Origin of the sequence: Microbacterium sp. K41 (assembly GCF_004794395.1) — a bacterium.
GTDB lineage: Bacteria > Actinomycetota > Actinomycetes > Actinomycetales > Microbacteriaceae > Microbacterium > Microbacterium sufflavum.
Window position 1 is genome coordinate 1 of record NZ_SSDO01000086.1, and the last position, 9,630, is coordinate 9,630.

11 protein-coding genes are annotated in these 9,630 nt (G+C 69.7%); 9 read left to right on the top strand and 2 right to left on the bottom strand.

Translation table 11 applies throughout. The annotated features are described in order from the left end of the window. Positions 1-32 precede the first annotated feature (32 nt). Positions 33-1,016: a putative F420-0 ABC transporter substrate-binding protein gene (locus DW309_RS01690; protein WP_136044367.1), complete on the bottom strand. Its 984-nt coding sequence runs from the start codon at positions 1,014-1,016 to the stop codon at positions 33-35. 228 nt (positions 1,017-1,244) lie between these two features. Between DW309_RS01690 and DW309_RS01695 the strand changes: the two genes are divergently transcribed. From DW309_RS01695 to DW309_RS01730, 8 genes are all read left to right on the top strand, one after another. Continuing rightward, positions 1,245-2,210, top strand: a complete 966-nt coding sequence (locus DW309_RS01695; protein WP_136035178.1) for an alpha/beta hydrolase — start codon at positions 1,245-1,247, stop codon at positions 2,208-2,210. Further along, the gene (locus DW309_RS01700) at positions 2,207-3,613 is read left to right on the top strand and encodes a dihydroorotase (RefSeq protein WP_136044368.1); all 1,407 of its coding nucleotides are present in this window, start codon (positions 2,207-2,209) and stop codon (positions 3,611-3,613) included. Before DW309_RS01695 ends, DW309_RS01700 begins: the two co-directional genes overlap by 4 nt. A 1-nt stretch (position 3,614) precedes the next feature. Beyond that, complete coding sequence (locus DW309_RS01705; protein WP_136044369.1) at positions 3,615-4,589, top strand: LLM class flavin-dependent oxidoreductase; 975 nt, start codon at positions 3,615-3,617, stop codon at positions 4,587-4,589. 40 nt (positions 4,590-4,629) lie between these two features. Continuing rightward, a complete protein-coding gene (locus DW309_RS01710) occupies positions 4,630-5,457 on the top strand; it encodes an ABC transporter ATP-binding protein (protein ID WP_136035175.1) in 828 nt (275 codons plus the stop codon). Further along, positions 5,454-6,287 carry an ABC transporter permease gene (locus tag DW309_RS01715; RefSeq protein WP_136044370.1) on the top strand — a complete coding sequence of 278 codons (834 nt, stop codon included), beginning with the start codon at positions 5,454-5,456 and terminating at the stop codon, positions 6,285-6,287. The genes DW309_RS01710 and DW309_RS01715 overlap by 4 nt, the downstream gene beginning before the upstream one ends. Continuing rightward, a complete protein-coding gene (locus DW309_RS01720; RefSeq protein ID WP_136044371.1) occupies positions 6,284-7,117 on the top strand; it encodes an ABC transporter permease in 834 nt (277 codons plus the stop codon). The genes DW309_RS01715 and DW309_RS01720 overlap by 4 nt, the downstream gene beginning before the upstream one ends. A 106-nt stretch (positions 7,118-7,223) precedes the next feature. After that, on the top strand, positions 7,224-7,475 hold the full coding sequence (locus tag DW309_RS01725; protein WP_136035172.1) for a type II toxin-antitoxin system Phd/YefM family antitoxin: 252 nt from the start codon (positions 7,224-7,226) through the stop codon (positions 7,473-7,475). Then, positions 7,472-7,732: a Txe/YoeB family addiction module toxin gene (locus DW309_RS01730; protein ID WP_136044372.1), complete on the top strand. Its 261-nt coding sequence runs from the start codon at positions 7,472-7,474 to the stop codon at positions 7,730-7,732. The genes DW309_RS01725 and DW309_RS01730 overlap by 4 nt, the downstream gene beginning before the upstream one ends. Before the next feature lie 65 nt (positions 7,733-7,797). On the opposite strand, the gene DW309_RS01735 is transcribed toward DW309_RS01730, so the two are convergent. Next, positions 7,798-8,862 (bottom strand): ABC transporter substrate-binding protein, encoded by a 1,065-nt coding sequence (locus tag DW309_RS01735; RefSeq protein ID WP_136044373.1) that lies wholly within the window; start codon positions 8,860-8,862, stop codon positions 7,798-7,800. 189 nt (positions 8,863-9,051) lie between these two features. On the opposite strand from DW309_RS01735, the gene DW309_RS01740 reads away from it, so the two are divergent. Next, positions 9,052-9,630, top strand: a 579-nt coding sequence (locus DW309_RS01740; protein WP_240753092.1) for an alcohol dehydrogenase catalytic domain-containing protein, incomplete at its 3' end; no start/stop codon positions are given.

Genomic DNA, 9,630 nt, shown 5'->3' on the forward strand with positions numbered 1-9,630 from the left:
CGGGGCCGCCGTGCGCAGCGGCGCCGCGACGCTCACAGCTCTCCGAGCCGCGCGACGATCGCGGCCACCGCGTCGACGTTGCGGATCCCGGCCTCCGTCGCCGGGAAGTCCACGACCACGTACCGCTCGTTCCGCACGGCGTCGAGCTGGGCGGTCACCGGGTTCGACGCCAGCAGCTCCTGCTTCGACGCGGCGGTGTTCCACGCGGCGTCCACCAGCACGATCACGTCGGGGTCGGCCTCCGCGATCAGCTCCCACGAGGTCGAGGTCCAGGTGTCGTGCACCTCGGCGAACACGTTCTCCAGCCCCGCGGCCGCCATGATCATCTGCGGGGCGCCGATGCCCGCGCCGACGAAGGGCTGGTCGCTGCCCGACGAGTACCAGACGGCGGAGAGCCCGCGGTCGTCGGGGGCGATCGCGTCGAGGGTGGTCCGCTGTTCCGCGACGAGGGCCGCCGCGGCCTTCTGCTCGCCGAGCAGCTCGCCCGCCTCGGTGAAACCGTCGAACACGGCGTCGAACGTGAGCGGGTCGGGCATGTAGCCGGGCGCCTTGCACGCCGCCGGGGCGACGTAGGTGGCGATGCCCAGCTGCTGCAGGTCGTCGCGCTCGCCGGCGCCGTCGACCGAGAAGTTCGACTCCCATCCGGCGAACACCAGGTCGGGTTCGAGCTCGAGCACGGCCTCCTTCGACGGCACCTTGTCCGACACGGTGGGGATGCCGTCGGCCTCCGCCGCGAGCGCCTCGGGGAGCGGGCCGTCGGTGAAGGCGGAGCCGATGATGCGGTCGCCCGCGCCGAGGGCCAGGGCGAGTTCGAGGGTGGAGGACTTGACCGTGAGGATGCGCTGCGGCGGTCCGTCGAGGGTCACCTCGGTGCCGCAGTTGTCGAGGGTCGCACGGGGCCGGTCGGCGTCGGCGGCTGCGGGGGAGGCGGGGCCGCTCGCGCAGCCGCTGAGGCCCGCGGCGAGGAGGAGGGCGAGGACGGGGGTGGCGCCGAGCGCGCGGGCGGTGGGGGTCATGGTTCTCCGGAGGACGTGGGCGGGTAGGCGCGGGTGTATGCGCGGTCGCAGTCCAGGTCGGGACCACCGGCGCCGGCCAATCGGGTCGGCGCGATGCGGTCATGCTAGCTCGGATTTTGGATCCAATCAATACTGGATTCTGGATCCAAAATGGGTCATGATGAAGAAGCCCCACCGCCGCGGCGCACATCGCCCGATCGCGACGCCGCGTTCAGCCGAGAGGAATCCATGCAGACCACACCCGTCTCGTTCTTCAGCGAGGGCTCCCGCATCTCCGCGATCTGGCGCACCCCCGACCATGACGGCCCGTACCGCGCGATCGTGCAGGGGCCCGGCTGGCTCGGCCTCAAGGACGCCAAGCTCTACGTCCGCTACCACGAGGCCCTCGTCGCGGCCGGCTTCGCGGTGCTCGTGATCGACTACCGCGGCTTCGGCGACTCCGACGGCGACCGCGGCTACCTCTCGCCCGCCTGGCAGCTGCAGGACCTCGTCAACGCCGTCACCTACCTCACCACGCGCGACGACGTGATCGCCGACGCCATCGGGGTGTTCGGCACCGGGGGCACCGGCGGTGGCAACGCGGTGCTGCTCGCCGACGTCGATCCGCGCGTCAAGGCCGCTGTCAGCCAGGTTCCCGTGGCCGACGGCGAGGACTGGCTGCACCGCATGCGCAGCGAGTACGAGTGGCTCGACTTCCAGAAGTCGCTCGACGACGACCGCCGCCGGCGCGTCACCACGGGGGAGGGCCGCATCGTGCACCCCCGCGAGGAGATCATGATCCCCACGGCCGAGCGTCGCGCCACCACCATCAAGGCCGACGTCGACGACCGCATCCCCTCCGCCGTGCCGCTCGCGTGCGCCGAGGGCATCATCGCCTACCGCCCCATCGACGCCGCGGCCCGCCTGACCACGCCGCTGCTCGTGATCGGCGTCGAGGGCGATGCGACCACGCCGACCGATCACGCCGAGGCGCTGTACGAGGCGGCGCGCGGCCCCAAGCAGCTCATCATGCAGCGGCACACCACGCACTACGCCGCCTACGACACGTACTGGGAGCAGACCACCCCGGTGATCGTCGGCTGGTTCGACACGCACGTGCGCCCCGCGCATCTCATCCACCGGACCACGCCGTCGCCCGCGATCGGCGAGTCCATCCAGACAGAATCCGTTCAGGAACAGGAGGTCGCGCGATGAGCGTCGATCTGAAGATCACCGGCGGCACCGTCGTCACCCCCGCAGGACCGGTCGTCGCCGACCTGCTCGTCGCGGACGGCCGGGTCGCCGGCATCGTCGCGGCCGACACCGACATCGACGCCGCGCGCACGATCGACGCCACCGGCAAGCTCGTGCTGCCCGGCATGGTCGACGTGCACGTGCACACCCGCGAGCCCGGCTACGAGCACAAGGACGACATCTACACGACCAGCCTCCAGGCCGCGGCCGGCGGTGTCACGACGATGTTCGGCATGCCCAACCTCAAGCCGCCCACGACCGACGTCGCCACCCTCACCGGCGTGTTCCGGCGCTACGAGGAGTCGTCGATCGTCGACTGGAACCACAACCCCGCCCCGACGAAGTTCGCCGAGATCGCGGGCATGAGCGACCTCGGCATCCGCGCCTACAAGATCTACATGGTCGTCGACACGGGCCGCGACTACCCGCACCCCTCCGGAACCGGCATCCACGACCACGGGCACCTGCTCGAGATCATGGACCATATCGCCCAGACCGGGAAGCGCTTCATCGTGCACCCGCACGACCAGGCGCTCATGGACTACATCGAGGGCGCCTACCTCGCCCGCGGCGAGAACACCCCGCAGGGCTACGCCTCCGCCTACGCCGCGCGCGAGGGCGTGATCTGGGACACCGCGATCGACGTGGTGCTGCGGCTCGCCGAGGCCTCCGGCTGCCCCGTGCACATCGCGCACATCCAGACCCGGCGCTCGATCGAGGCCGTGCGCCGCGCCAAGCAGAACGGCATCGACGTCACGTGCGAGGTCAACCACTGGGCGCCGTTCCTGTCCACGTGGGACGACGTGGAGACCCTCGGTCCCTACGCCCTGAGCTACTGGGTGCCCGACGACAACCGCACCGCCGTGTGGGAGGGCATGCGGGACGGCACGATCGACATCGCCGCCAGCGACCACGCCCCGCACACCCGCGAGGAGAAGGAGGTCGGCTGGACCAAGATGTGGAGCTCGCACACGGGCACCCCGGGCATCCAGTACTACTACGAGCTCATGCTCGACGCCGTGAACAAGGGCGAGCTCGACCTGCAGCGCGCGATCGACATGGTCGCCCACATCCCCGCCGCGAAGTTCGGCCTGGAGGGCGTCAAGGGCTCCCTCACGATCGGCGCCGACGCCGACATCGTGATCGCCGACCTGGCCGACGAGTGGACCATCACGAACGACGACGTGCTGTCGAAGATCGGCTGGACCCCGTACGACGGGCGCACCATCAGCGCCCGCATCCAGCGCACGCTCGTGCGCGGAGAAGACGTGTACGTCGACCGCGAGGTCGTCGGCGACCCCGCCTTCGGAAAGCTCGCCGCCTCGGCGGAAGACAGGGCGGCACTGGCCGCAGAGAGGAACTGACATGAAATTCGGACTGCTGCTGCCGCACTTCGGCGAGGAGGCGAGCAAGGAGAAGCTCCTGGAGGGGTCGAAGCTCGCCGAGAGCTTCGGATTCGACTCCGTGTGGGTGCGCGACCACCTCGTGTTCGAGCCGCACGGCGAGATGGAGAAGCCCAACCGCACGTTCTACGACGCGCTCACCACGCTCACCGCCATCGGCGCGGTGACCGAGAAGATCGAGCTCGGCACCGGGTCGCTCATCCCGTTCCGGCACCCGCTCGTGACCGCGCTGATGGCCGGCACCATGACCCAGCTGCTCGGCCCGCGCCTGATCCTCGGCTTCGGCGCCGGCACGTTCGACCACGAGTTCGAGGCGATCGGCTGGGGCGACCTGGACCGCGTGGAGATGGTGCGCTCGAACGCCGAGATCCTGCGCCGCGTGTTCACCGAGAACGACGTCACCTACGACGACGGCATCTTCTCGTTCGAGCACGTCACCATCGAGCCCAAGCCCGTCGGCGGTCGTATCCCGTTCTGGTACTGCGGCGCGACCCCGCGGTCGGCCCGCCTCGCGGCGGAGTTCGCCGACGGCTGGATGCCCGGCCGCACGGGTCTGGCCACGATGGAGAAGCGCATCCAGACCATGCGCGAGATGACCGACGAGAACGGCCGGCCGATGCCGACCATCGCCGTGATCCCTCCCACCTCCATCGAGGACACCCGCGAGGAGGCGCTCAAGCACGTGAACATCCCCGGCCTGCTGGCGTGGGCGAACAAGGCGAAGTTCGCGGTGAAGCCGCCGTCCGGCAGCTTCGAGACCGTGGAAGACCTGGAGGGTCAGCTCATCGTCGGCAGCCCCGACGAGGCGGTCGATCAGATCCGCCGGTTCGAGGAGATCGGCACCGAGCACCTGGTGTTCGACTTCCGGTTCAAGTTCGATCGGTTCTTCGAGCAGATCGAGCTCCTCGGCACCGAGGTGCTTCCTAAGCTGCGATAAGCCGCGCACCCGAGCGCGGCGACAAGACGAGAGGTCGACGATGACTGACGTGAAAGACACCGCACCCTCCGCCACGGACCCGTTGATCTCGGTCACCGGACTCTCCGTGAGCTACGACGTGGCGCGCACGGGGAAGAAGCTGATCGCGATCGAGAACGTCGACCTCGACGTGTTCGAGGGCGAGTTCATCACGGTGCTCGGCCCGTCGGGGTGCGGCAAGACGACGTTCATGAACGTCATCGCCGGCCTCGTCGCGCCGAGCACCGGGTCCGTCCTGGTGGACGGCACGGAGGTCGACGGCCCGGGACCCGACCGGGCCGTCGTCTTCCAGGACTACGCGCTGCTGCCCTGGCGCACGGTGTTCGACAACGTGAAGTTCGGGCTCGAGATGCAGAAGGGCCTGCGCACGGCCGACTGGCGCGAGCGCGTGCAGGAGGCCATCGACATGGTGGGCCTCAAGGGCTTCGAGTCGTCGTACCCGCGGGAGCTGTCCGGCGGCATGCAGCAGCGGGTGGGTCTCGCCCGGGCGTTCGTCGCCGAGCCGCGCATCCTGCTGATGGACGAGCCGCTGGGCGCCGTCGACGCCCTCACCCGCGAGGTGATGCGCGACGAGATCGAGAAGCTGATCGAGAAGACCGGCAAGACCGTCCTGTTCATCACGCACTCGATCGAGGAGGCGATCCTCCTGGGCGACCGCATCGTGGTGTTCAAGAGTCACCCCGGCGCCATCAAGGAGATCATCACCACGGGGATCGAGCGGCCGCGCTCCGAGCGGTCGGTGCAGCACGATCCCCGCTTCCTCGAACTCCGCGACCACCTCTGGGAGGCGCTGGAGGGCGAGGCCACGGCGGCAGCGGTGTCGAAATGAGCGCGCTGCTCGCCACGGGACCGAACCTCGGACGCGGCGGGGTCGCCGCCTGGCTCGCGGGGCTGAGCACGCGCGGCAAGGCCGCGGTCATCGCGGTCGAGGTCGTCGTGCTCCTGCTGCTGTGGCAGCTCGTGGTCGGAGTCCTCGGCTGGATCAACCCGGTCTTCCTGCCGCCCCCGCTGTCGATCGCGCAGGGCTTCGGGGAGATCATCGCGAACGGGTCGCTCGCCGCGAACGCCGGGATCTCGGCGCAGGCGTGGCTGACCGGCTTCGCGCTCGCCGTGGTCGTGGGCATCCCGGTCGGCCTGCTGATGGGCTCGTCCCTCCCGGTCGACCGCGTGGTCGGTCCGATCGCCTGGACCATCTACGCCACCCCGTCGATCGCATACCAGCCGCTCGCGAAGGCCTGGTTCGGCTTCGGCATCGGACCGGTGATCTTCCTCGTCACGATCAGCGCGATCTTCCCGATCCTGCTGAACGTCGCCGCGGGCATGCGCACCACGAACCCGTCGATCATCCGCGCCGCCCGCGTGTACGGCGCGGGCCGCCTGCGGCTGTACCGCTCGGTGTACCTGCCGTCGACGATCCCGTTCCTGTTCGCCGGTCTCCGCCAGGCGGTCGTGCTCGCCACGATCGGCATGGTCGTGGCCGAGCTCGCCGGGTCGTCGAGCGGCATGGGCGCGCTCATCATCCGCGCCTCCAACACGTATCAGACGGATCAGGCGTTCGCGGCGATCGCGATCGTCGTGGTGTGGAGCGTGGGCATGACCCAGGTGGTCACCGCGATCGAGCGCGGGGTCGCGCCGTGGACGAGGAAGGGCAGGCGATGAGCGTCGTCTCGGCAACCGGCACCGTGCGGATCGTGCGGCCCCGGCGCGTGGTGCGTGCGGGCGAGGGCAGGTGGACGCTGCTGCTGATCGCGGTCGTGGCCGCCGTGCTGCTCGTGTGGGAGGCGGCGGTCACCTGGTTCCAGTGGGTGCCCGAGGCGTTCCTGCCCGCCCCCAGCGCGATCGCCGTGGCCTTCGGGCGGCTCATGGTCGACCCGGAGTTCTGGGGCGCCTTCGGCTTCAGCGTCACGAACCTGCTCATCGGCCTCGCCATCGCGATCGTCGTGGGTGTGGTCGTGGGGCTCGCGGTCGGCTGGTCCCCGGTGCTGCGCTTCATGGTGGCCCCGTTCCTGTGGGTGCTGTACTCCACGCCCAAGGTCGCGCTCGCTCCGCTGTTCATCCTGGGCCTCGGGCTCGGCAGCGAGTCGAAGATCGCCCTCGTGATCCTGCTCGCGGTGTTCCCGATCCTGCTGAACACGATGGAGGGCGCGGTCACCGTGAACCCGTCGCTGGTGAACGCGGCGCGCGTATACGGCGCGAAGGGCATCGGGCTGGGGTGGAAGGTCATCTTCCCGGCGACGCTGCCCTACAGCCTGTCCGGCATCCAGCGCGGTGCGGCCCTCGGCTTCACGGGCGAGGTGCTCGGCGAGTTCCTCGGCGGGACCGGGGGCCTCGGTCACCTGCTGGAGTTCGCGGCGTATCAGTTCCGCATGGACGAGGCGATCGCGATGGTCGTGGTGATGGTGATCATCGCGAACCTGACGCTCTTCCTCATCTCGGTGCTGCGCCGCAGGCTGGCGCCCTGGTACGACGAGCGCAAGATCGTCGGCTGACGCCGCCCCCGACTCCCGGCCCCCGTCTCATGCGCGACGGGGGCCGGGTCCGCCTTCTCGCTTCGCCGAGTGGTACGCTTTTCTGTACCACTCAGGAGGTGACGAGATGACGGCGATCTCCGCAACCGAGGCGCGGAAGAGCCTCTTCGGTCTCATCCAGCAGGTGAATGACGACCATGCCCCGGTCGAGGTCGTGTCCCGCCGCGGCAACGCCGTGCTCATGTCGAAGGACGACTACGACGCGCTCACGGAGACGGCCTACCTGCTCCGCAACCCCGTCGGCGCGGAGCGGCTCCTCTCGGCACTCGAGCGCGCCCGCCGAGGTGAGTCCGAGCAGCACGACCTGATCGACGAGTGAGCAGGCGGCTCGCCTTCGACCCGCACGGGTGGGAGGACTACACCTCCTGGCAGGGCCAGGACCGGAAGACGCTGCGACGGATCAATCAGTTGATCGCCGATGTCCTCCGTGACCCGTTCGAGGGCATCGGCAAGCCGGAGCCCCTGAGGCACGTGCTCTCCGGCGCCTGGTCCCGCCGCATCGACCAGACCCACCGCCTCGTGTACTACGTGAGCGACGAGCAGATCGTGATCCTCCAGGCCCGCGACCACTACTGACCCGCGGACGCGACGAGGCCCCACCGCCATGCGCAACGGTGGGGCCTCGTCCGGGGTCGTGCGGCTCAGGGGTAGGGGAGCGTCGCCGGTCCCTCGTTGTCGAGCCCGAGCAGCTCCTGCGCCTTGAACAGGTGTGCGAGCTGCGCGTCGTCGAACTCCAGCGGCTCGAGCTTCTGCGTCTCGATCGTGGTGTCCCAGGCGTCCGCGTCGAAGTACAGGTTCGGGCAGGCGAGGTGGCCGTCGAGGATCCAGACGCTGTCGGAGTCGCGGAGCTCCTGCACGTCGAAGTCGTTGGCCTCGTAGATGTCCAGCGCCTCCTCCGCGTTCTCCGGGAACTCGCCCGGTGCCGGGGCGGTCATGAAGTCGGTGGCCTTGAGTGTGGCGCGCAGGAACCGCACGAGCGAGTTCGGGTTCTCCTTCACCCAGGCCGTGCCGGCGATCTGCACGTCGTTGGCCCAGTTGCGCAGCGACTCCACGACGATGTTCGCGCCGTGCTCCTCGAGCGCCGCACGGTCGTCGGCGTAGAAGGGCTGCAGCGAGATGCGGTCGTTCACGAAGAACTCGGTCCACGATTCGGAGCCGGGTCCGGGGTAGACGACCTCGGCGTTGATGCTCTCGAGGTCCCAGCCCTCTTCCGCGAGCACCTGTGCCCGCTGGAACTCGGCCGGGTCGCCGGGGGTTCCGGCGAGGACGATCGAGGTGCCGTCGAGGTCTTCGACGCTCTCCACGTCGGACTGGGCCGCGAAGTCGAAGTTCTGGCGGCAGTAGTGGCCCGACACCAGGTCGATCTCCACGCCGCCGCGGATGGCGTCGATCACGGTGCCGGTGGACTCCACGCCGATGTCGGCGCTGCCGCTCGCGACCGCGGCGGTGACGTTGTCGGCGGTGATGACCTCGACGGTGAGGCCCTCCTCCTCGTAGTAGCCGAGGACGAACATCGAGTACATCGTGACGTCGGGGAAGGGGATGGCCACCGTGATGCTGGTGTCTTCGGCGGCGCCGGGTTCCCCGTCGCCGAGGTCGACCGGGCCTTCGGGTGCGGGTGTCGGCGAGGTGCAGCCGGCGAGCAGCGTCAGTGCTGCTGCGCCTCCGGCCACGGCGAGGCCGAGCCTGGTTCTTGTCGTGCGCATGACTCTCCATTCGGGCAGTGCGTGCGCCCCTTCGTGAGGGGGGCGTCTCACGCGGATTTTGGGATACGGTATCCAATTTGGTATCGGCTGTCCATGCTTCGGCCGATATCGTGCTGACAACGGGGTCTGGACGACCACGATGAAAATTGGATACAGTATCCGAAACAGTCCCACGATGAAGAGGTGACCATGCGTGCCGCCGTGCTGAGCAGCCACGACCTGGACGGCCTGACCGTCACGGAGTCGGCGGTGCCGTCGGCCGCTCCGGGCGAAGTGCTGATCCGCGTCGAGACCGTGGGCATCAACCAGCTCGACCTCAACGTCATCGTCGGCGTCGGCCCCGGAGCGCACGCCCGGCTCCCGCGCATCCTCGGCATCGACCCGGCTGGGGAGATCGTCGCCGTCGGCTCCGGCGTCGACCCCGCGCGCCTCGGCCAGGCCGTGGTCGTCAAGCCCAACATCGCCTGCGGCACGTGCCCCCGCTGCCGCGAGGGAGACGAGGCCGACTGCCCATCGCAGACCGTCGTCGGCGTGCACCGCGACGGCGGCGCCGCCGAGTTCGTCGCGGTGCCCGCACGCAACGCGATCGACCGCCACGGCCTGACCGCCGCCGACGCCACGGCCGTGGTGCACAGCGCCCCCATCGTGCTCAACGCCCTGCGGATCGCCGCGCTCGCCGCCGACGAGCGGATCCTCGTCACCGGTGCGGGCGGAACGCTCGGTCGCGCAGCCGTCGCGATCGCGCTCGCCCGGGGAGCCCGCGTGGTC